The organism is Enterovibrio norvegicus (genome assembly GCF_002876705.1).
Lineage (GTDB): Bacteria > Pseudomonadota > Gammaproteobacteria > Enterobacterales > Vibrionaceae > Enterovibrio > Enterovibrio norvegicus_B.
The window spans coordinates 599946-622231 of record NZ_MDAG01000057.1; the positions used below are offsets into that span (position 1 = coordinate 599946).

At 45.5% G+C, this 22286-nt stretch carries 18 protein-coding genes; 4 read left to right on the forward strand and 14 right to left on the reverse strand.

Annotated features, from left to right (window positions below; translation table 11 throughout):
• Positions 1–35: 35 nt before the first annotated feature.
• The 11 genes from ttcA to ccoN all read right to left on the reverse strand — a co-directional run bounded on the left by ttcA (position 36) and on the right by ccoN (position 10237).
• Positions 36–962, reverse strand: coding sequence for a tRNA 2-thiocytidine(32) synthetase TtcA (gene ttcA, locus BCT27_RS22015; protein ID WP_102316498.1), 927 nt, complete (start codon positions 960–962; stop codon positions 36–38).
• 347 nt (positions 963–1309) lie between these two features.
• Positions 1310–2254, reverse strand: a complete 945-nt coding sequence (gene uspE / locus BCT27_RS22020; RefSeq protein ID WP_102316499.1) for a universal stress protein UspE — start codon at positions 2252–2254, stop codon at positions 1310–1312.
• A 142-nt stretch (positions 2255–2396) separates the two neighbouring features.
• Complete coding sequence (locus tag BCT27_RS22025) at positions 2397–3140, reverse strand: FNR family transcription factor (RefSeq protein ID WP_017008417.1); 744 nt, start codon at positions 3138–3140, stop codon at positions 2397–2399.
• Positions 3141–3206: 66 nt separating this feature from the next.
• Entirely contained in the window at positions 3207–3878 is a 672-nt protein-coding gene (locus BCT27_RS22030; protein WP_102396772.1) for a sulfite exporter TauE/SafE family protein, read from the reverse strand.
• A 2-nt stretch (positions 3879–3880) separates the two neighbouring features.
• Complete coding sequence (gene ccoS / locus BCT27_RS22035) at positions 3881–4072, reverse strand: cbb3-type cytochrome oxidase assembly protein CcoS (RefSeq protein ID WP_102396773.1); 192 nt, start codon at positions 4070–4072, stop codon at positions 3881–3883.
• 2 nt (positions 4073–4074) lie between these two features.
• Positions 4075–6471, reverse strand: a complete 2397-nt coding sequence (locus BCT27_RS22040) for a heavy metal translocating P-type ATPase (RefSeq protein WP_102396774.1) — start codon at positions 6469–6471, stop codon at positions 4075–4077.
• Positions 6468–6959, reverse strand: coding sequence for a FixH family protein (locus BCT27_RS22045; RefSeq protein ID WP_102316501.1), 492 nt, complete (start codon positions 6957–6959; stop codon positions 6468–6470). The genes BCT27_RS22040 and BCT27_RS22045 overlap by 4 nt, the downstream gene beginning before the upstream one ends.
• A 75-nt stretch (positions 6960–7034) precedes the next feature.
• Positions 7035–8006 (reverse strand): cytochrome-c oxidase, cbb3-type subunit III, encoded by a 972-nt coding sequence (ccoP, locus tag BCT27_RS22050; RefSeq protein WP_102396775.1) that lies wholly within the window; start codon positions 8004–8006, stop codon positions 7035–7037.
• Positions 8003–8176: a CcoQ/FixQ family Cbb3-type cytochrome c oxidase assembly chaperone gene (locus tag BCT27_RS22055; RefSeq protein ID WP_017008423.1), complete on the reverse strand. Its 174-nt coding sequence runs from the start codon at positions 8174–8176 to the stop codon at positions 8003–8005. Before BCT27_RS22055 ends, ccoP begins: the two co-directional genes overlap by 4 nt.
• A 9-nt stretch (positions 8177–8185) precedes the next feature.
• Positions 8186–8797, reverse strand: coding sequence for a cytochrome-c oxidase, cbb3-type subunit II (gene ccoO, locus BCT27_RS22060; RefSeq protein ID WP_017008424.1), 612 nt, complete (start codon positions 8795–8797; stop codon positions 8186–8188).
• A gap of 12 nt (positions 8798–8809) precedes the next feature.
• Positions 8810–10237, reverse strand: coding sequence for a cytochrome-c oxidase, cbb3-type subunit I (gene ccoN, locus BCT27_RS22065; protein WP_102316502.1), 1428 nt, complete (start codon positions 10235–10237; stop codon positions 8810–8812).
• A 275-nt stretch (positions 10238–10512) separates the two neighbouring features.
• On the opposite strand from ccoN, the gene BCT27_RS22070 reads away from it, so the two are divergent.
• Entirely contained in the window at positions 10513–10923 is a 411-nt protein-coding gene (locus tag BCT27_RS22070) for a hypothetical protein (RefSeq protein WP_102316503.1), read from the forward strand.
• A 124-nt stretch (positions 10924–11047) separates the two neighbouring features.
• Here BCT27_RS22070 and BCT27_RS22075 read toward each other — a convergent pair whose 3' ends face one another.
• Positions 11048–11704 carry a hypothetical protein gene (locus tag BCT27_RS22075; protein WP_241908625.1) on the reverse strand — a complete coding sequence of 219 codons (657 nt, stop codon included), beginning with the start codon at positions 11702–11704 and terminating at the stop codon, positions 11048–11050.
• Positions 11705–11812: 108 nt separating this feature from the next.
• On the opposite strand from BCT27_RS22075, the gene BCT27_RS22080 reads away from it, so the two are divergent.
• Positions 11813–13006 carry an FIST signal transduction protein gene (locus BCT27_RS22080; RefSeq protein ID WP_102316505.1) on the forward strand — a complete coding sequence of 398 codons (1194 nt, stop codon included), beginning with the start codon at positions 11813–11815 and terminating at the stop codon, positions 13004–13006.
• On the forward strand, positions 13003–15087 hold the full coding sequence (locus BCT27_RS22085; RefSeq protein ID WP_102396777.1) for a PAS domain-containing hybrid sensor histidine kinase/response regulator: 2085 nt from the start codon (positions 13003–13005) through the stop codon (positions 15085–15087). The genes BCT27_RS22080 and BCT27_RS22085 overlap by 4 nt, the downstream gene beginning before the upstream one ends.
• A 112-nt stretch (positions 15088–15199) precedes the next feature.
• On the opposite strand, the gene BCT27_RS22090 is transcribed toward BCT27_RS22085, so the two are convergent.
• Positions 15200–15466 (reverse strand): LysR substrate-binding domain-containing protein, encoded by a 267-nt coding sequence (locus tag BCT27_RS22090; protein WP_241905248.1) that lies wholly within the window; start codon positions 15464–15466, stop codon positions 15200–15202.
• Positions 15467–16349: 883 nt separating this feature from the next.
• On the opposite strand from BCT27_RS22090, the gene BCT27_RS22095 reads away from it, so the two are divergent.
• Entirely contained in the window at positions 16350–18974 is a 2625-nt protein-coding gene (locus BCT27_RS22095; protein ID WP_102316507.1) for a hypothetical protein, read from the forward strand.
• Between the two features lie 1052 nt (positions 18975–20026).
• Here the strand turns inward: BCT27_RS22095 and BCT27_RS22100 are convergent.
• Positions 20027–21907, reverse strand: a complete 1881-nt coding sequence (locus tag BCT27_RS22100) for a methyl-accepting chemotaxis protein (RefSeq protein ID WP_102396778.1) — start codon at positions 21905–21907, stop codon at positions 20027–20029.
• Positions 21908–22286 lie beyond the last annotated feature (379 nt).

The following is a 22286-nucleotide window of genomic DNA, read 5'->3' on the forward strand; positions in this document are numbered from 1 at the left end:
GCTTTTTGTATTCATAGCAGAAAAATTGATGTAGCTTAGCTAACTTGAACCACGTTCAGAGCAAGTGCAGGGTCGACTTCTACAACATCGTCTTGTGACGGCGTAACATCTGCAAATTGTTCTTTGTCAAAGGCTGTATCACCGCCATTGATCACGCCAGAATCTTTATCAATGTTTTTGAAATCAAACAATTCAAAGTCAGCCAGGTGTGAAGGCACAACGTTCTGCATGGCAGTAAACATGGTTTCAATACGGCCAGGGAAACGCTTATCCCAATCACGCAGCATTTCTTTGATCACCTGACGTTGAAGGTTCGGCTGTGACCCACACAAGTTACATGGGATGATCGGGAAATCTGATGCTTCTGCATAACGCTCAATGTCTTTTTCACGGCAGTAAGCAAGCGGGCGGATAACAACGTGTTCGCCATTATCAGAAACCAACTTAGGTGGCATACCTTTTAGTTTGCCGCCATAAAACATGTTCAAGAACATGGTTTCTAGAATGTCATCGCGATGGTGACCCAGCGCAATCTTTGTTGCACCTAGCTCTTTTGCCGTACGGTACAAAATACCACGGCGCAGGCGAGAGCAAAGTGAACATGTCGTTTTACCTTCTGGCACTTTATCTTTCACGATAGAGTAGGTGTCTTCTTCTACAATCTTGTATTGAACACCTAACTTATCTAAGTACTCTGGCAGAATATGCTCAGGGAAACCTGGTTGTTTCTGATCGAGGTTTACGGCAATCAGTTCAAAAGAAATAGGCGCGCTCTTTCGAAGGCTTTGCAAGATTTCCAGCATGGTGTAGCTGTCTTTACCACCGCTTAGGCAAACCATGATGCGGTCGCCATCTTCGATCATATTGAAATCAGCAATTGCTTGGCCAGTGTTACGGCGTATGCGCTTTTGCAACTTATTCAGGTTGTACTTCTGTGATTTGGTCAGTTCTTGATTCGACATGTTTCTATTTGGTGCCTCTGAAATTTCTCAACGCAATCAATGCCAATCGATGGCGACTCTTAAATACCCAGCTATTTGCGATATTTTCGCATTCAGCATTTGTTGGCGTATCTAGCACATCGATCCTCGATGCGAAGGTTTGGCGCGTATGATACGGATTTCGCGGCAGGATGCTAGTCTCGAACAAAGAAAGACGCACTTCTCTCTATGCCAAACAGCCTCAATATCGGCAGAATTTCACTTTGCGCGGTTGTTTTATCATCCAGAAAAAAGAAAAGCGCCGAAAAGGCGCTTCTATCTAGCATGTCAATAACACTTCGCGTTGCTGCTTAACGACGTGTTGATGGTTAATTCGAGTTTGGAGCTAACGGACTCACGTAACCATCAGGTTTAATGGCCAGTACATCGCAATCCAACTGGTCGATGGTGTGTTCAGCTGTGTTGCCGATGAAAATAGCAGACAAACCAACACGACCTGTTGTACCCAGTATCACAAGCTCAGCATCCAGCTCTTTCGAAACGGCAGGGATGACATCTTCAGGTAACCCTTCGCTGCAATAGGTTTGTGCTTCATCAATAGTGTGTTTCTGACGCAGTGCTTTCATTGCAAGCAGGTGATGACCTCGAACGGCATCTGTATAAGACGCGGGATCGAACTCAGGCAACTCAATCGTTACATTGACCGGTGTCGCAGGGTAGGCGTTAACCAAATTCACTTCGGCGTTAAGCAACTTGCTCATTGCTTTCGCTTCATCAATCAACTTGTCGTTTAAAGGAATGTGCTCTTCGTTTTCGGAAGACACATTCACTGCAGTGAGGATCTTTCCGTTTTCAGGCCAACCGTGCTGCTTAACCAGCAAAACAGGACAAGGGCACTTGCGCAGCAAATGCCAATCAGTCGGTGTGAAAATGACCGAACCCAACTTGTCGTGCTTATGCGTTGCCTTGATCAAGAGATCATGCTCGCCGTCGAATACTTGAGCAATCATGCTTTCGTATGGGCGGTTATGCCAAACAACATGCTTCACGATATCAACGTTAGTGGTGTCTTGTTGAGCCACTAGAGAGGCAATCCATTCTTCCCGCTGACGCAATACGCCAGCGCGCATGGCTTGACGTTCTTCAGCGGAAAGCATGGATGTCATTTCATAGGAGAAATCGTAAATGGCAAGGAAGAGTGTGATTTTGACCGACGCGCTCGACTTATGCGCAATATCAAGGGCCCGCGTAAAAGCAGGTTGATCTTCGTGGTCGGGATCGATTGCGACGAGCAAGTTTGTGTATCTGTTCATAACAACCTCCAGCTATGTGTTGCTGATACTTTAATGTAACGCAAACTTGCGGGATGGGGCGATAATTTCAGGCAGATAGATGTAAAAAAAGAGAAATGGCGCGTAAAGCGCCATTTCATTGGATGAGGTTTCGGGCAGTAAGTTACTTACTCACACCAGCAAGACGGCTCAGTTCTAGATGGTCAAGAATAGTAATGTATTTGCCTTTCACACTGAGCATACCGCTTTTCTGGAAACGGCCAAGCAAACGGCTGATGGTTTCAACGGTAAGGCCAAGGTAGTTACCAATGTCACCACGTGTCATGGTTAGACGAAATTCTTTTGGAGAAAAACCGCGCTGAGAGAAGCGAGTAGAAAGACTGTGTAGGAAGGCAGCAAGACGTTCCTCAGCATTTTTCTTCGACAAAAGAAGAATCATTTCTTGGTCGCCTTTAATCTCATTGCTCATAAGGCGCATGATTTGCTGGCGAAGTTTTGGCATTTTACCGGAAAGGTCATCTAAGGTTTCAAACGGAATCTCACACACCATTGACGTTTCGAGCGCTTGCGCAAAACTAGGGTGGGACATTTGGTTGATGGCATCAAACCCGACTAAGTCACCCGCGAGGTGGAAGGCTGTGATTTGCTCATCACCTTGCTCGGTAATGGTGTAGCTCTTAATGGTGCCAGAACGAATGGCATACAAAGAACGCAGTTGATCACCCGCTTGGAAAAGAGGCTGACCTTTTTGAATTGGTTTCTTACGCTCTATGATTTGATCAAGCTGATTCAGCTCACTCTCGCTCAACGTAAAAGGAATACAAAGCTGACTGATACTGCAATCTTGACAGTGAATTGCACAACCGCCTGATTGAACGCGTTTGGTGATGATTTTGTCTTGAATCATGAGCCTGCTTAACCAAATTGATTTGAGTCAATATTTTACCATTTCTAACGTAGAAATCGAGCCTTGTTAGAACTGATTGTATACAGAATAAGCGGTAACTAATCCGTACAGTAAAATAATTGCCGAAGATAAGCGTCGAAAAATCAGATTGTTAAGAAAATGCTTCATGGATTCGGCGGCGCTACCAATCAGTAACATTGCCGGCATAGTTCCTAAACCAAATGCGAGCATTATCAACATTCCATTTATCGCGTCTCCAGCGACGGCTGACCAGGTCAATGCCGAGTAAACTAGACCACAAGGTAGCCACCCCCAAAGCATGCCAAAAGGCAATGCTGCGATTGGGTGTTTTAGTGGGAGTAATGAAGCACTTAGCGGAGATATTCTTTTCCAAAGCACATGTCCGATTCGCTCGATATGCGCCAGTCCATTCCAGAACCTACCTATATATAGTGCTAAAAGAATCATCATGATTGCAGTGAACAACCGTAACCATAATAAGCCTTGAGAAACTTGTGCTATGTCAGTGAGGCCAGAAACGATGCCGCCAGCAATACCGCCGATAAGGGTATAGGAAAGAAGTCGGCCACCATTATAAAAGAGTAAGAATGGCCATTTCTTTTGATGCTGAGGAGTACTCAATGAAACGGCAGCCGCAACGCCACCACACATGCCTAAGCAATGGCCTGCTCCGAGCAGGCCAACCGTAAACGCGGCAAACACTTCAGCCGACAACATGATTAATCTTCCGTTTTATCTGATGATGCAGATTTGCCTTGTATTGAAGGTTTCTCATCGTCATCAAGCAATATGTTCATTCCCTGACGTTCTAGATCTTCAAACTGTTCGGATTTTACCGCCCAAATAAACACGCCAACCGCAATACACACGAGACCAATGGCTATAGGGATGAGGATATAGAGACTTTCCATGATTAGGCATCCCTTAGTTTTTCAATGACGTCTTTCTTAAACAGGCGCAGAGAGTTGGTTACTACGATAACAGAACTGCCTGACATACCGGCTACTGCAATGTACGGCGCAACAAAACCCATGACCGCAAGCGGTAAAATGATGAGGTTGTATCCTAGCGCCCAGGCCAGATTCTGCCGAATGATTTTTTGCGTAAATGCGGCGAGCTTGCGTGCTTCTAGTAATTTACTCAAATCATCACCAAGCAACACCATATCCGCAGACGCTTTTGCTACATCGGTTCCACTGCCCATTGCGACAGAAAGGTGAGCGCCAGCCAAAACCGGCGCATCGTTAACGCCGTCGCCAATCATCATGGTCACTTCATCACTCGGACGAGACTGGAGATACTCAAGCTTTCCTTTCGGAGACACATCCGACACGACGTCGTCGATGCCAAGGTGATTCGCAACAGCCTGTGCTGAGTGGAAATTATCGCCCGTCAGCATGGTGATTTTAATGCCCGCTTGATGGAACTGGTCAACAAGCGCTTGGCTACTTTCACGAATAGGATCGATCAAGCGAAATGAGGCAATTTTTTCGCCATTTCGCGACAACCAGATTTGGTGAAGAGACTCGCCAATGTCTGATGGGTCATCAAGTGAAAACGCCGGTTTCCCGATTCGCCACATCGCGTCGTCGTATTGACCGATAAGGCCTTCGCCGATGACATTCTCGACGTTGGTAACACCCTGCATTTTGTCACATTCACCGAATGCCTCTGCAATAGGGTGGTTCGCATAAGATTCAAGTGCGGCCGCAATCGATAAAACATCTTTCTCAGAGTACGACGCATACGTACTGGTTTCCTTGAGCGAGATGTTTCCTTCCGTTAACGTGCCCGTCTTATCGATGATCAGTCGATTGATTTTGGTAATGGCTTCGAAAACATGGCCACGACGAAGCAAAATACCGAGTCGTCCGAATGTCGTCGTTGAACAGGTTAGGGCAGTAGGCGTCGCCAAAGATAAGGCGCACGGACACGTTGCTACCAATACAGACAGCATGATCCAAAATGCATCGTCAGGACGATGACCTTGCCAATACCACCATGTGAACGCCGAGATGATCAAAATGGCTGACACAAAGTATCTCGCCACGATATCCGCTATCTCTGCGACACGCGGTTTTGCCAATTGTGCAGCATCTTGCAGCTGAACGATGTGCGCAATAAGCGAGTCTTTCTTCTCTGCCGTTACGTGCACATCGACATTACCATCGATGTTAATGGTACCGGCATAAACAGCGTCATCCACTTTGCGTGATTCAGGCATGGATTCGCCTGTCAGCATGGATTCATCTACCGTTGTGATGCCTTCCAATATCACGCCATCCGCCGGAAAAGGTTCTCCAGGGAGGACGCGCACAATATGACCTACGGTGAGAGATTTCGCAGGGATTTGCTCTCCCGATTGCAACGTTGCTAAGCGGGGAATCAATTTAAGCAAGTTTGCGCTGGCTGCGGCTGCCGTTCGTCTCGCGCGCATTTCGAGGAATCGCCCGAGAAGAAGGAAAAACGTGAACATCGCGATCGATTCGAAAAACACTTCACCAACGCCAGTTACTGTGGCGTACAAGCTCGCGAAGTATGCAAACAACAGCGCGATAGACACTGGAACATCCATGCCTAACGTTCGTGCTTTCAAATTACGCCATGCGTTAATATAGAAAGGCATCGCGGAATAAAGCAGTACTGGCGTGGCAAAGATTAAGCTCACCCAACGAAAGTAATCTCGAAATGATTCATCCATGTCTCCGAACACTTCGAAATACATGGCCACAGCAAGCATCATCACTTGCATGGTCGCCAAACCCGCAATCCCCAATTTATAGAGGTATTGTTTCATGGTTTGGTGGTATTGGTGCTCTTGGCTGTCTGCTTCAAAAGGTGCAGCTTTGTAACCCAGGGCGTGAATGCGACTCAGCAGAATACTGAGTTTCGTTGCATAAGGATCCCAACGCAGCGTGGCGCGGTTGGTTGTGGTATTCACTTGAATACGGGAAACACCCACTTCTTTACCAAGTTGCTTTTCGATCAGCCACGCACACGCGGCGCAAGATACGCCATCAACAGACAATACGACTTCGTCTATCCCATCCTCATGGCGAACGAACTCTTGCTGAATGTCATCGTTGTCATAGAGTGAAAGGGTTTGAAGTTCATCGGGAATGAGCGAGGCTTTTTCTGCTGGGGCGGTGCGATATTCGTAATAAGAGGTTAGGCCGCTAGCGACAATGGTGGTTGCGACGGCTTCACAGCCCGGACAACACATTGTTCTTTCTTCGCCGAGGATCTCAACGTGAAAGGAGTCGCCAGTGAGAACTGGCTCTCCACAGTGGTAACAATCTTCTCTTGTCATTCCTTGCTCTTGCCATACAACTTAACTGGGTCAGATGAAGGGAAGTTGATCTTGCGGTTTAGCGCCCAACTACCATCGAAAGCATTCACCTCAACGTACCATGGACCTTGTAAAGGCTCTACGAGGGCAATGCGGTAACGCCCATTGGCGTCAGCATTAACAATGGTCTCAATGTCTTTGTCTGGCAGTGTACGGTGCTGAAACGTAATGTTCAGAGTTGGATACTGGGGAAGCTTACCTTTCTCTAGCGTAAACATCGCTGTTTCATCAGAAGCAGAAAGCATGGCAGATACGGACAGTTCATCTGCTTTGCGAAGGCGGGAAAAGTCCTGATTAATGCCTTTGCCGTCTTTGTAATAGTCTTCAGAAACTAAGGAAACCTTATTTTCAGTTAATAGGCTGACGGTGAAGAAGCTCGCCACTACGACCGAGCCAGGCAGGGCAATCAGGAACCAAGGCCAGAACTGCTTATACCAAGGTTTGTTCATTTTGCTTTCCTGTTTTTACAGAGTTCTTGGGTAAAAAAGCCCCTGCAAGGCAGGGGCTTAAGTCTTACTAACTAATTATTGATTTTCTGTTTCGCTTAACTGCCAAACATAAGCAGAAAGAAGCTGGATCTTATCTTCGTCCAAAATGTCTTTCCAAGCAGGCATCACACCTTGACGACCATAAAGAATGGTTTGTTCAACGGCTTTTCTCGAACCGCCAAACAGCCAAACGTTATCAGTCAAATCAGGTGCACCAAATGCAGGGTTACCTTTACCATCTGTACCATGACATGCCGCACAAACAACGAAACGGGTTTTACCTTTCGCTGCGTCTTGTGCGTTCACTTTACGGCCAGAAAGGCTCAATGCATAGGTTGTCACTTCTTTAACGCCATCTTCGCCAAGTGCATCTAACCATGCTGGCATGTTACCGACACGACCGTGAAGGAGAGTTGCCTTAATGGTGTCAGGCTCGCCACCGTATAACCATGCCTTATCGGTAAGGTTCGGGAAGCCAGCTTGACCGCGCGCATCTGAGCCGTGGCACTGAGCACAGTTTTGAATGAAGAGACGCTGACCCACTTTTACCGCCTCAGGGTTCTTCGCGATTTCTGGGATATCCAGAAGTTCATCCGAATCAGGCTTGTAAGCAAGCTTACGGAAGGTCTCACCAAAAATGGCATTGGCTTGAGCCAACTCACGTGCATATTGGTTAATCCCTGAATCATCACCAAACTGCTGGCGTGAATCCTCAACGTTACTGATGTTCTGTGCTGAACTTTGCCATCCAAACAGGCCTTTAAAGTTACCAAGGCCAGGGTAGAGCGCCAAGTAGAGCAAGCTAAAAACAATGGTTGCCCAGAACATATAGGACCACCACTTTGGCAGTGGGTTGTTCAGCTCACGGATACCATCGTATTCGTGACCCATATCTTCACCATCAGAAATGCCTTTCAGATCTTTGCTACACCAGATTACAAGTGCAGCACAACCAGCGAGGGTTCCGAGGGTAATGACAGTGATGAATAGACTCCAAAACGTAGTCATTTATTATCTTCTCCTGTCTTAACTTGGCTCTTATCCTCATCGGCAAAGACAAGGTTTGCAGCTTCATCGAAATCCTTTTTACGACGACCGCTGTAAGCCCAAAGCGCAATAACAATGAAGCACACAAAAATAACGAGTGTCCAGATACTGTGGAACGATACAATTTCCATAACAGTCCCTTACTTCATTGCATGGCCGAGAGATTGCAGATATGCAATAAGCGCTTCAATCTCAGTTTTACCTTCCACGTCCGTTTTTGCATTTGCAATTTGTTCATCGGTGTAAGGTACGCCAAACATATCTCTGAAAATCGTTAGCTTCTTCTCAGTGTCTCGGCCATCCAAAACATTCTCTGCCAACCAAGGGAAGCCAGGCATGTTTGATTCTGGAACAACGGCACGAGGGTCGATAAGGTGCACACGGTGCCATTCATCAGAATAACGACCGCCAACACGCGCCAAATCAGGACCGGTACGCTTAGAACCCCATAGGAATGGGTGTTCCCATACGCTTTCACCAGCGACTGAGTAGTGACCATAACGTTCAGTTTCAGCACGGAATGGGCGAATCATCTGGCTGTGACATACGTTACACCCTTCACGGATGTAGATATCACGGCCTTCCATCTCCAACGCCGTATAAGGACGAAGGTTATCGACAGGTTCCGTTGTTTGCTTTTGGAACAACAGTGGTGTGATTTCCACCAAGGCTCCAAGACTGATCGCAATGACCGTTAAGATTGCAAAAAGACCAACGTTCTTCTCTACAATTTCATGACGACTAGAACTCATTAGTTGGTCTCCTTATGCTGCTTGTTCAATGGCTTTCAAACTTGCCTTCGGTGCAGAGATCGTTTTGTAAGCGTTGTACGCCAACAAAAGCATGCCCGACAGGAAGATTGCGCCACCAACAAAGCGAACGAAGTAGAACGGGTAAGAGGCTTCAAGAGACTCAACAAAGCTGTACGTTAACGTACCGTCTGTGTTTACCGCGCGCCACATCAGGCCTTGCATAACACCTGAAATCCACATTGCGACGATGTAAAGCACAACGCCAACTGTTGCCAGCCAGAAGTGGATGTTGATCAAGCGCAGAGAGTACATGCGTTCTTGACCAAACAATTTCGGAATCAAGTGGTAAACCGCACCGATAGAAACCATCGCAACCCAACCAAGTGCACCTGAGTGAACGTGACCGATTGTCCAGTCTGTGTAGTGGGAGAGGGCGTTAACCGTTTTGATTGCCATCATTGGGCCTTCGAACGTCGACATGCCGTAGAAGGACAAAGAAACAATCAGGAATCGTAGGATTGGGTCATAGCGTAGTTTGTGCCATGCACCTGACAAGGTCATGATACCGTTGATCATACCGCCCCAAGAAGGTGCGAACAGAACAATCGACATCACCATACCCAGAGACTGCGTCCAATCAGGAAGTGCAGTGTAGTGGAGGTGGTGTGGACCCGCCCAGATATAGAGGGAAACCAGCGCCCAGAAGTGAACAATAGACAAACGGTAAGAGTAAACCGGACGCCCCGCTTGCTTTGGTACGAAGTAATACATCATACCCAAGAAACCTGCGGTCAAAAGGAAACCTACGGCGTTATGTCCATACCACCACTGAATCATCGCATCGATGGCACCAGCATAAATGGAGTATGACTTCATTCCACTAACAGGTATTGCCATGCTGTTAACGATATGAAGAACAGCGACAGTAAGAATGAAGGCTCCAAAGAACCAGTTTGCGACATAGATATGGGAGGTCTTTCGCTTAATCATGGTTCCAAAGAACACCACGGCATAAGCTACCCACACTACGGCGATTGCGATATCAATTGGCCATTCTAACTCTGCGTATTCTTTACTGGTGGTATAACCCAACGGCAAAGAAATCGCTGCAGAAAGAATAACTGCTTGCCATCCCCAGAAGGTAAATTCAGCCAGCTTGCCCCCGAATAGACGTGTCTGACAAGTACGCTGCACAACGTAATAAGACGTTGCGAAAAGCGCACTTGTGCCGAAACCAAAGATCACGGCATTTGTATGCAGTGGTCTTAGTCGGCTATAAGTCAGATAAGGAATATCGAAGTTTAGTGCGGGCCAAACCAACTGAGCGGCAATTAGAACACCAACACCCATGCCCACAATGCCCCACAAGATTGTTACTAGGGTAAATTGACGGACAACGCGGTAGTTGTAGTCCAGTTCAAGCTGCTTATCTTGGCTCATATTGCATGCTTCCACTTTTTTTGATTACTACACTCACGTATACATAGTGACAAAAATGTCACAATGCCACCCAGAAGCAATGCAATGCGAATAGTGCTTGTTTTCTGTCCACTTAATGCATTCCATTGCTATTTCATTGTAAAAGTGGCATTTTCGGCACCGATGATACTTCACTTAAACAGTGAAATACAGGGTTCTAACCACAGACGGTTTACCCTTGAGTAACATTTCTACTAAAACTTTGAGCTCTGTAACACGGGAATACCGAGTAAATTATGGCAGCAGAAAAATTAACCACAGGTCGACTTGTACAAATATTAGTCGTTATGTCTGTACTTATCACAGCTTTTATTTGGCGAACAATGAATTACTCTTCAAATGAGACTGCCTTGATTTGTCAAATATCAGTAGGGGCATGCAGTGTGTCTTTAGAGAGTCACACTGTAGACATACATCTTTTAAAACAAGAAGATGGAGAAGAAAGCCTTGCTGTTACCTCCCGTGTTAAACCCATCAATTTACGTGTTGATTCAGAGCGGGGAAATAACGTCATACTGCAACAAGAAATAGCGCGGGATAATTCCGATACGACTTATATTTATGTTTTGCCTGAGAGTGTTAAAACAGGGCCAAACCAGAAACTGATTCTCTTCATTGATCAAGATCAAATAGCAATTAACTTTTAACTTTAAATTAATATTTATGCGAAAGGCATTAACATTTCAACGTTTGAGAATAAATTGCGCATGAAACTGAATAATTCAATAAAAAAGCAGCCCTAGGCTGCTTTTTTATTGGCATTTTTATGGTTCAGTTTGAAAAATAGAAGGCTTGTTGTTGCATCGCTTTGGCACGATTAGTTGACAGGAAGTGAATCAAATCAGCAGCATCCCTCGCAATGCTGCTACATACACCTTCAAGGGCTTCCTGACCAGGAGACAGGACAACGTGATTGATTTTTATCCCTGAACCGTTTTGGTCTTTGTGCGCCAATTCACATAGCTTTAGATGGAGAGCCACCAATGAATCTGATGATTTTTCTTTGGATTTAGGGGTGATCACATAGGTCAGTGACAGGTGAGGCTGATTTTCGCTAAGACGGGATGCATATAACGAAAAAATATCCTCTGAGATAGGCATTCTTTCCTGTTCGATATCTTCTTCATTGATCATTACCACTACGCTATTAATTGGAGAAATGTTCCTTTCAACCCAATAAAGCTCGTGTTCTATGGCATTGAGATCATGAGGTGAGCAGAAGCGATAACGAACGCGTGGTTCTTCTGCTGCAATGGCATAGCCTTCCGATTCGTTGTCGGTTAAGTAGACAATGGAGTTTCCTTTTTCTGCCAGATGCTTACTGATGATCTGACTTAAAGGCTCTTGAGAGGGTATGACAATATAAAGCTGGCTATCCATGGCAAGCGGTAAATTCATCTCGAATGTGATGATTCTATCGTCTATCAATAGAGAATTCAGTGATTAAACGTAAAGAAAACGGCTAAACACTGGAGTTTGATAAAGAGAGAACGCTATTATTGAGGTCAATGCAGTAAATTCGATAGCCAAACGCTAATGAGAATAGCAACATCTTCGTCATCAAATGCTAACGCCATCACCGCCGTTGAAGAAATTGCGGTGGAAATCTGCGCGACCAACTCGTCGCCTGATCTTATTTTGGCGTACTACACAGAAACGCAAGATGTTGACGTCATCAAAAGCGAACTTAGAAAACATTTCCCCAATTCACATGTGCTCGGTTGTTCGTCTTGCCAAGGCACGATGACAGACAAAGGGTATGTGAATGGTCATAACCTCGCGGTTTGGTCAATTCAAGACAAAGAGGGCGCGTATGGTAGTGCAGTCGTCCAACTCGACCCTGGCTTAGATGTGCTCACGCAAGCCAAAGCTGTGTTGCAAAAGGCCATTGACGACAGTGGCCGCCCAGGAGAACTGCCTGCGCTTATAACACTCCATACAACGCCGGGTCATGAAGAAACAGTGCTTCGTGCCATCCGCAGCGAGCTTGGTGTCAATGTCCCTATCATCGGCGGTACAGCCGCGGATGATGAAATCTGTGGTAACTGGTCTTTGTTCGACCGTGAAAGAATCACGGCTGACGGCATTGGTATGGCAGTGTATTTCCCATCAGGTCGTATCAGTTATTCATTCCACAGCGGATATGCCGCAATGGGACCACATGCCATTGCCACCAAAGTAGAAGGGCGCACACTAGTTGAATTGAACGGCGAGCCCGCGGCTAAAGTTTATTCTCGTTGGTATCGTGACGCCACAGGATTGGAAATCGACCCTGCACAATTATTTGCTCAATCCACCTTGTTCCCGCTCGGGCGTCAAACCGGTGAAATTCATGGCATGCCTTATTACAGTCTTTCGCACCCATCAAAGGTCTCAGACGATGGTGGCATTCAAATGTTTTGTAGCATCTTCGAAGGCGAGACCGTGCATTTCATGTCCGGCACCACGGAAATGCTTGTATCGCGGGCAGGGCGAGTCGTCAACTCCGCCAATGAACATGACAAGAATGCCGATGTACCTGTAGGCGGTATCGCAATCTATTGTGCTGGCTGTATGCTGCATGTAAAACCGTCTTTGCATGACGTGGCAATAAACATGAGCCGCTCGATGCATGACGCACCGTTTATTTGCCCGTTTACCTTTGGTGAACAAGGCCAGTTTTTGGGCGGAGAAATCGCCCACGGTAACCTCATGATCTCTGCTGTTTTGTTCCACAAGGAAGAGCTATGACAAACGCGGTTTCAGAGAAACTTCAGGAAACGTTGTTTGAACTTAATCGTGTTGAAGAACGCGAGCAGAAGTTCAAGGAAGAAAACCGCGCCATTTTGTCAGCGATTTCCGCTATGTCTGGCGCGAGCAACAAAATTGAAGTCTTCAATACGCTGCTTAAAGTTATCGAACGCTATGTCTCTTTTGACGATGCACTAGTACTTATTCGAAACAAAGACACAGAAGAGAAGTTTTCTTGTTTAGTGTCCACATCCCAACAAGTTGAAGATCTGCAATGGAAAGACGGGAAAACATTTTCACGTTGCGTGAACGGGCAAACTGTCATCCTCTATGCGCCAGAGCGCGTCAGTGAATTCTCTTTGTTGGATAGCATTGATTTTGAAAGCTGCCATTCTGCATTGATAACAGGCATGACAGTCAATGCGAGTGAATCCATTCTCATGCTGTTCTCAGCAAGCAAAGGCGGTTTCGATACCAAAGCACAGCAAGTTATCGAACGTTTTCGCCCTTTAATCGAACGCACGATTATCGACATCGATTACCGCGAACGCCTTCAGTGTTTGGTCTCCGTCAAAACTCAAGAGCTCACGGCGAGCCGCCAACGCTTTCGCGATTTTGCTAAAACAGCGGGGGATTGGTTCTGGGAAATCGACAACAACCTTCAATTTACTTATCTGTCGTCACCGTCAAATGAAGCCTTATCGACAGAACCAAGCGCCATTATTGCTCACCTCAATAAACAACCCGAGGTGAAGCATAAGCTGCTCGACTTAATCCAACTTGAAGAAACCTTTTCTGAAGTTGAGTGGCAGATTTCACGCGATAGCAAAGTGAAGTGGATAAGCTTGTCTGGGCGTCCTTATTACGATAAGCGCGGCAATTGTTTGGGTTTTCGAGGAACAGCAAAGGACATCACAACGCGTAAGCAAAGGCTGCAGGAACTGCAACAAGCCAGACAACAAGCGGAATCAGCAAACGCAGCCAAATCCCAATTTTTAGCAATGATGAGCCATGAAATCAGAACACCACTGAATGCCGTGATGGGGTTGCTCGATACTTTGGAGCAGTCCCCCCTCGACAGCGAGCAAGAATCTTGGGTTTTGCAGATGGATAAATCCGCACAGTTGTTGCTGATCATCATAAACGATGTACTTGATATTTCTCGTATTGAGTCTGAGCGTTTCTCGCTATCGCCTGAAAATATCAACCCGCGTGACAGTGTCACTATTGTATTCAATCAATTGAAAGAAAACGCCTCGAAAAAAGACATCGAGCTGCGTACGGACATTGCGGAAAATGTGCCAGACCTGATTTACCAAGACGGAAATCGCTTCACTCAGATACTGTTGAATCTGGTCGGAAACTCCGTGAAATTTACAGAATCAGGACGCGTCGAAGTCTCGATGTGGACCAATGGCGATTGGTTGGAGCTTGCCGTTGAAGACACCGGCATTGGTATTCATCCAGATCGTCAAAAAGACATCTTCCAACCGTTTACACAAGCGGATGGAAGCATTACAAGAAAATATGGTGGAACAGGCTTAGGGCTATCTATCTGTAAGAAACTCGTGTCCATGATGAATGGCACAATAGCATTTGAAAGTGAGCCTGACGTGGGTACCCGTTTTAGAATTAACATTCCGTTAATTAAACCTGCCGCCAATGAGTTGGTGAAAAAAGACAAACCGAGTGATGACGTGATTCAGCCACTCAAGGTATTGGTCGCCGAAGACAGCAAAGCTAACCAGATGGTAGTGAAACTCATGCTTGAAAAAGCAGGGCATCAGGTTGTTGTTGCTAATAATGGCCAAGAAGCGATCGATATTATTGAAGAGAAACGGGAACAGTTTGATCTGATTTTGATGGACATGTCGATGCCGGTTTTGTGCGGCATTGAAGCCACGAAGTATCTACGATCTCACGGACATGCACTCCCGATCATCGCATTGACGGCGAATGCCATGAACGAAGACAAAGAGAAGTGTCTTGATGCAGGAATGGACGACTTTGTCACCAAACCCATCCGAGCGGTAGTGTTAAAGCAAACGTTACAGCGTCACTCGAAATACATTACGCATTAGTAGGAAGGCACACGCCATTTCTAATCATTCAAACACAAAGAAGAAGGCCAAGAAGTGACGATGTCACATCTTGGCCTTTTTACTAACTCGCTGAAAATAAAATAAATATATGTTAACTAAGATAATCACCGCATTCATTCAACAGAAAGGTCATGAACGTTTGGGCAATCGGCGATAACTTTTTGTCCTTTCGATGTACTAAATACCAATGCCGAATTATTGGCATTTCCTCCACATCCAACACGCATAATCTCTTTGTTTCAAGTTCCAATTCAATGGTGTGCTTAGACACAATCCCAAAACATAAACCTGCTGATACTGCTTGCTTGATGGCTTCACTGGCACTCATTTCCGCACTGATGTTTAGAACCCAACTCACTGTTTCAGCTCCTTATCGATCAGAACAAAGCTTTGGTGCAAGTGCGCTCGATTGGTGTTGGATTGCAACGGGACGCTGTCAACTTTCCTTACATGGAAAGCAAATGCTTTGGTTTACGCTGCTGGGCATTTGATCTTAGAGGAGGCTGGAGGCGCATCATCAACACTCGATAATGAGGCATTGGTTTTCATGAATTTGTCACCGCGATCTGTTGTGGCTGCATCCAATTACAGACTGTATAAAGCATGGTGAGAGTGGTTGGAATTGCACCGATATGCGGATGATTTAAGCATGCATCCGTCAAACTACGGCAAAGCCAATAGACGAAAGGCAAAGCGCGCTTAAAAATCAATCGCCCCTTGTGTGTTAATTATCCAATCAGTGTGTTTCGATTTATATAGTGACACTGTAACACTTAAATTTTTTAGACTAACTCGCTAATAGTGCTTACAAAAAACAAGCCACTACGCACTAGACACAACACTCTGCAGGTACGTTTTGTATCATTGCTATGCCCATCGTGTGTCGGTCATATCTGGGATGCTTTGCTGCCAAAAACTCGATACTCGGCATGTTTACGCTCAGTCAAAACAGGGGAGTTTGACCAAGCGCGAAAACCCTGACTCACAGCCTCAGTGAACATCTTCATTCCTTACTCATGCTTTGCTTATTTACTCTTCCATTCGTATCTCATTCTCTCGTCTCATTTAGGGGGGCGTTTATCCTTAAAAATCATGAAAAATAAATACCTCTCAAAAACAAGGTGTTTTTTTTCAGTTTTGAGAAGTAGGCTCTTCAAAGCGTTACCACTCCATTGAAAAAAGGCTCAATCAGTGGGACGCAAACACTAATCAAAAATTATGGATGATAGGTATCTTTCACAATGAGAAAAACTTTGATCTCGGTGGCCATCCTGGCTGGAGCACTCACATCAGCACAAGCAATAGCGAATTGTGCCGGTAACGTTTATTCAATGAATGCAGGGCGTAACCATGTGGGCCTTCTTTTGGATGTCCAAGAACTGGAAAAGATGACGGGTATCTATGCTGCTGATGCCGTGAATCGTTCTACCTATCATTCTCGCGCCATGTTCAGTGGGCCTGGGATGTCGTATAACCCAATCACCGATCGCCTCTATTATACCAATGCGTCACAACCGACTGGGTTTCATGTTGAGATCCCAGAAAGTGATTTCACACCGGAAGAGTTTTTGGGCCTTGATCTCCATGGCAACAAATACAGACAATACCAACTTGCCTATATGGATCCGACGACTGGAGAGCATGTTGCTGGACCTATAGTAAATAAGCAGATCTTGCGTATGGCTTTCCAGCCGAATACGGGTGAACTGTTTGCCTCTGATGCGAGAACGATATTTAAAATAGACGCAGAAACAGGGGAAACGACTGAAATTGGTAGTTTTGATAACAACCTACGTTTTGGTGGTTTCACTAACTGGGGTTCATTTGTCTTTTATGAAGGCGAACTTCTGTTTGTCACCAACGGTCGTTCATTCAAAATCGATACCACCACTGGTGCACAAACACTAAAAGCATTTCACTTTATCGACTTCGTAACGTCAGCGACCTTGGATCAGAACGGTCAATTGTTGGTAGCAGCAAAAAACCAGAATGTTTCTGGCAATGTGAACAGTAACTTCCTGTTTCGCGTGAATCCATCGACGGGTGAAAGAGTGAAAGTAGGGCTCTTCCCAAGTCGTATCAGTGCGATGGGAACCGTCACTTCAGAAGATCACACGTGTTATCCGAAAACTATATTCCCAAGTGAGCTAAGTCCTGAAGTCACTGGAATTACACTTTCCTCAGCGTCTGTGAGCGAAGGTGATGTGGCTTACGCCACTGTCAATTTTGATAGCGAAACATCGGCCGCAGCCAAGCTTCGTTTGTCACTCACGGATGGTACTGCCGCACTAAACAGCGATTATCTCAATACCGTTTCATTGCTTTATTCTGACGGAACAACCGGTACTGCGACTATTTCATCGACGCTAACAGAAATCACGTTGCCACAAGGCATCACGTCTGTTCGCATTGGTATTCCAACTGTGAATGATGATACAGCGGAAAATAGCGAGAATTTCTCCATCGCGGCTTGGACGAAAGATGACAAGAGCGACCAGAGCAGTGCATCTATCGTTATTGCTGATAACGACGGTTCAGGTTCTGTCGAACAAAACTTGGAAGGCAGTGGCGACAATACTGCTGATGACTCTGCCTATGTCACCACAACAAATGCTGATGGCAGTTACACCGTGGTTTGGAGAGGGTGGAGCACTGATTATCACGGAAACAACAAAGTCTATCTGCAAAGCTTTAACGCTGACGGCACGCTCAAAGGCGAAGAACTCACGTTTGGCACCAGACAAAGAATTGAGTCACCTCAGATAACCATGCTAAATGACAATGGTGATATGTTGGCAACGTGGACAGGCTATAACAACAGTACTAGCCTCAACACACATTCCTATGCACAAGTGATTTACGCTGATCCAAGCCAACACAATGGTGCAACGATGGGACCTGTTATGGATTTGGGTGCTTCTGCTCTTAGGTCTGTCACTTCTGAGCATTCTGGTAACACCAGTGTGATCATTTGGCAAAACGGTTTCTCGGTATACATGCAGAAACTTGATTTAGTCGGAAACAAAGTAGGAACAGCGACAGTCGTCGGCTCTGTTTCTACCAACTCAAATGGTTACTCCATTGAGGCAAAACCTGAAATTAGCGTTTTAGATAACGGTAACTACATCATTTCTTGGAACCATGGCTCGACAGCCACAGCGACTAACATCGTGATGCTTTCTTCTGATGGCAGCAAGATTGGCAACACCCAAACACTGAGTATCGGTGGTACCGATGGCGTTGGGGATTTGGAAACCAATGTTGTCAGTATTGGTAACGGTAAATACGCGATTGTGGGCGCAGCAAACAACACAGTTAAAATGGCTCTGATGGATGCAACCAACAATACACCAGTGGCTAATTCTATCCAGACGCTAAGTTTGTCTGGCACGACAGGCAACAGTTATCCATCAATTGCTCCGATTGGAAGCGAAGGTAAGTTTGTTGTTATCTGGCGTGGCATAGAAAACAATAAATGGCTCAACTACACCCAACACTTTGATTCAAATGGTGTTGCTACTCAAGCCGTTGAAAAATTCAATGTGAATGGTGGACATGGCCCAGCTAAAGTTGTTGGTGTAGGCAGTGCGGGAGACTACGTGCTGGTTTGGGCTGAAGTTGGCGATGTCAGGTATGAAGTTAACGTTCAGAAATTCAATTCAATGGGCGTGAAAGTCGGTGAAAAAATGATATTCACCGGTCAAGATGGTGTCAATGACAACAGTCTTGGTTTCGATATCACACCAGTCGGTAACAACGGTGCTTTCAGCATTACCTTTACTGGCAAGGATTCAGCCGCAAATGGCAATGACAGATCGATTTATGTTGTGCATGTCGATGAGTTCGGCAGCGTAGTTCAACCTTAATCGTCAGATAAAGTCTGTCCAAACTGGGCAGACGTACATCCATAAAGCCAGCAGTTAAAGACTGCTGGCTTTTTTTATTCAGCTCTCGGCGCTTGTTTAAGTGATGGAAGGTCCAAGGTAATGCGCGAAAAGGATTGGCGGGCAAAGTTTGCAGTCATCAAACCATTGTTATGATTTAACAATGTCGCATGCGTATCGAAAACACGCATGGGATTTGCACCAAAGCGCTCAACTATAATTCCCAGAGGATGAAGAGGCTTCAGGAAACCATGTTTCGTGAAAGGCATCTTAGTAAACTGGTAATTATATACTTTATGGTAAATAGCCAATTACGTTCAATAGATTGATTTTAAATAGAAAGATAGAGAGAAGAGAGTGGTTAGGGGCGTGAGATAATCAGATTTCATTCTCCCGCACACCCTATTTAACATAATATACATAATGCGAACTAAAACTATAGGATGTTAACAAGGAAACTTGTGTCTCTGACTGATTCAAACTATCCGTTATGTGGCCTGTGTTCTCACTGCTATTGTTAGCCATCCCAAACCGCACCAATTACAAAACATCAAATACCATTTAAACGTCTCTGCCAAAGATGACTTCTTTCAATCTACAACGCTCGTTGGCTTAATCACATTCACCACTTTACGTTATCCGATCGGTTCATGGTCGACACACTTTACTTTGTTGCTTCGAAAAGTCTCGTCAAACAAATCACATGCATTTGCCAGAATTCACAGAGCATCATTTTATATCTTTCATTGTTCATCTAGATTCTGCTGATCAATTCAATATCAGACAATCTACTCACCATCGAACCTGGTTACTTGCCGAATGATTCACATTGACCAAGATTTCGAATCAACGAACGCCGCGCTGTTATCATTACACCCAAAGACGAAGAATTTGCCCTGTGTGAATTGGATTGTTTCCCCATCTGGAAAACTGAATATTACATTTTAAGTTTAACGCGTTTGCCTACGCCGAATGTAATGTAAAACGGGCTCATAAGAGCCCGCTTCATTTTTTCGTTTAATCTAACGAAGACACTACACCCTAAATTTCCCGAGTTCGTCGTCTTGTTTGCCGGTGAGTTCCGCGACGCCGATGCAGCGTTGTTGTTGATCTCTCGCTTGGTTTGAGAGCGTTTCGCTGATGGCACGGAGGTTTGCGGTATTTTGGTTTATCTCAGCGGCGGTGTTGCTTTGTTTGCTTGATGAACCCGAAATGTCAGCAATGAGCATATTGATTTCGGTGATGTGGTCGCGAATGTTTTTCAATGCGTCATCCGCATCATGGGCGATGTTCTGAGCATTACTGGCCGTGTCTCTGCTCCCCAAAATCACGGTTTCAGCTTCACGCACGCCGTCTTGAAGTTGATGGATCATGGTTTTTATTTCTTCTGTCGATGACTGTGTGCGAGACGCTAAAGCACGTACTTCATCCGCAACCACGGCAAAGCCGCGGCCCATTTCACCTGCCCTCGCCGCTTCTATCGCCGCATTGAGTGCCAACAAATTTGTTTGCTCTGCAATGCCAGTGATGACCGTTAGGATTGATTCAATGTTGGCGCTGTATTCTGCCAATGCCTTCACTTTGTCGACGGATTGCTCCATCTCAACCATCAAGGTAGAAATCGATCTAGCGGTTTTATTTACGGCATCAACGCCCTTTTCCGCAACCTGGTCCGTCTCTATGGCAGATTGTGAAGCGCGCTGCGCGCTATCAGCAACGATCTCAGAAATGCTCGCCATCTCAGCCATCGCGCCTGATACATGGTTGAGTTCTTGTAGCTGGTTTTCAATCCCTGATGAAGATGCCGTCGCGTTGCTCACGTTGAGTTCGCTGCTGTTTCGTATTTCTGTTGAGGTGTTTTTAATCTGGCCGATCAAGGATTGAAGGTAAGCGACAAACCCATTGAAATCGGAAGACAGACCGCCAAACTCATCTTTGCTGTTTATCGCAACGCGTTTTGTTAGGTCGCCATCGCCGCTGTTGATCTCTTGCAAACTTTGGCGAAGTGTATCAAGCGGTTTAAGTTGCTTTGAAATCACCATGCTCAGCAAGATCCCTATGAGCACGGCACAAAATGCCGTCGCACCTGCGGCGGTATACGCAAATGCATCGGTATGATCCATCACTTTTGATTGGTCCAAGACAACACCGATCAACCAATCATTGCCGTTCAACCCTTCTAATTTGTCGAATGACGTCAACACTGGCAGACCTGCAACTGTGGTTTCGTTGAAGCGTGACTCTATCTCAGGGATGCTTCCATCAAACAATGCTGACAAAGGCTGTCCATTCATTTCGGCGTTTGGATGGCTGATGATGTTACCGTCACCACTGAGTAAAAAGGCGTAACCGGTTTCGCGGAAGTTCAGCGTATTTAAGGCATCAGATACACTTTTCAGGCTTAAATCACCGCCAAATGCGCCTTTGAACTCTCCGTCGTCATAGAGGTTGGCAACCGCTGAGATCAGAATCTCTTTTGTACCGGCATCAGGGTAAGGGTCTGTCAGCACTGCTGTTTGGTTTTGACGTGCAACGGGATACCAAGGACGTTTACGGGCATCCCAACCCACTGGGCTCAATGAGAGATCGTTGGTGATTCTCTCTCCATTTGTTTCTAAGCCACCAAAAATAAGAATGAATTCTTTCTTTAATAAAGGAAGATTAAAGGTGTCTTGTATTGTCGTTTCACTAAAGTCTGCGTTAATGGATTCAGACATCATATTGATGATGGCAAGTTTGCCGTTAAGCCAATAAGTAATTTGGTCCCCCATGACCGAGGTTGCTTCACTTACGCTTTGTTCCTTATTTTCAAGATGCTCCGTTCTTACGTTTACGTATTGAAACCATGACAAGCACGATAAGACGATAACAACAATCACCGTCGATACCAGTGCGACTCTGTGGGATACTTTCATTCTCGACACCTCTGCGAAACTTTTTGTCAATATTTCTGTATGTCATTTGAATGAAGCAGGTGCACCGTTTATTGCCAATACATTCTCCGCTTTTATAAACCATACGTATTGTAAGTGAATCATCAGTGTAAAATACACTGACACCCTTAATGTTAGGGGCTTATAATTACCTAACAATATCAATAGGTTAAAAATTATGAGATCTTAAGCACATAATGTTCGCCATAGCGTAAAATTTTCTGACGGCTAACGCCCAGCCTTTCTCACTATCCCTTTCTAGTCTGCCGACTTTTTGGGCGTATCCATATCAACGCGCACTAAAATGTGGCAAACACCCCCCCCCATCAGACAAGACGCCATGGCCGATGATTTGTGTGAT